The following is a 1,294-nucleotide window of genomic DNA, read 5'->3' as shown; positions in this document are numbered from 1 at the left end:
GCGTCACTAGTGTCCGGTAAAAACTGAAGGGGGAGCTTGCTCCCCCTTGCTGTGCCTGCGTCTTAAGCAATAATCAGGTTTTTCAGACTCGATTTTCGCCCATGTTCAGCAGCACGCGATTTGCACAAATGCTCCAGGCCCTTCCTCATCAGCTCTTCAAAGCAGCCGTCAAACGCTGTGGTGCTGATCGTTACGCTAAGCAGTTCACTTCCTGGGATCTACTTATCACGCTGATTTACGGTCAGCTTGTCCAAGCTAAAAGCTTGCGCACGTTGGCGACAGCTTCACAGTCGCTGGAACCCCATCGTTATCACCTAAACGCCAAGAACATGGTGCGTTCAACCCTTTGCGATGCCTTGAGTAAGCGCAGCTCTGAACCGTTTCGCCTGGCCTGCGAGCACCTGCTTCAAGGTGTTGGTCGCAAACAGCGCAAGTCGCTCGAAGCGATGATCACCTTGATCGATTCGACCTCAATCAGCCTGCGTGGACCCGGTTTTGACGAATGGACCACCGCGACGAAAACCCGCATAACTCAAGGCCTGAAGGTGCATGTGGCAATCGATCCACGGCAAACAGCCCCGACTTACGTGAACATCACCGCCGCCAACGTCAACGATCTGAGCGATGCTCTGACCATGCCTCTTGAAGCGGGTATGACATACGTTTTCGATAAGGGTTACTGCGACTACAACTGGTGGTACCAGATCGATCAGTTGGGCTCTTTCTTCGTCACACGGCTGAAAAAAAACGCCAACCTGAAGCAGGTAGAAAGCTTGAGAAAAGACGATGCACCGGAATTCATTGAGGCAGACGAATCGGTGCTGTTCGGTAAGAAATACCTGAACACTCGACGTCCGAATCACTATCAGGATCAGGCTGTGCGCCGGATTCAGGTTCGTCGAGACGACCATGAAACGCCACTGGTGCTGGTTACCAATGACTTCTCTCGCTCAGCTGAGGAGGTCGCTGATCTGTACAAACAACGTTGGCAGATCGAGTTGTTTTTCAAGTGGATCAAGCAAAACCTCAAGTTAAAACGATATTTCGGCTTCTCCGAAAATGCCGTTCGTCTGCAGATCTACAGCGCCTTGATTACCTACCTTTTGCTGCACCTTTATCAGCACCGCTCAGGATGTTCGGGGCCTATTTCAGACTTTGCTATTAGGCTGACCCACAGCTTGTTCGAACGCCCATTGAGCATCGAACGCCTTGAAGACCGAAGGCAGAAGCGAACAGAGCTGAAGGCTACCCAAGGTAACCTTCAGCTCTGAAAAGATTTTACCGGACACTAGTG

1 protein-coding gene is annotated in these 1,294 nt (G+C 51.4%); it reads left to right on the top strand.

Features of this window, described 5'->3' with window-relative positions; translation table 11 throughout:
- Positions 1-101 precede the first annotated feature (101 nt).
- Positions 102-1,271 (top strand): IS4 family transposase, encoded by a 1,170-nt coding sequence (locus V7773_RS30210; protein WP_336076496.1) that lies wholly within the window; start codon positions 102-104, stop codon positions 1,269-1,271.
- Positions 1,272-1,294 lie beyond the last annotated feature (23 nt).

The sequence above is a fragment of the Pseudomonas sp. 3JA genome, assembly GCF_036961705.1.
Taxonomy (GTDB): domain Bacteria; phylum Pseudomonadota; class Gammaproteobacteria; order Pseudomonadales; family Pseudomonadaceae; genus Aquipseudomonas; species Aquipseudomonas fluorescens_Q.
Note: the sequence above shows the minus strand (reverse complement) of the source record. Positions and strands in the feature narration are given on the sequence as shown.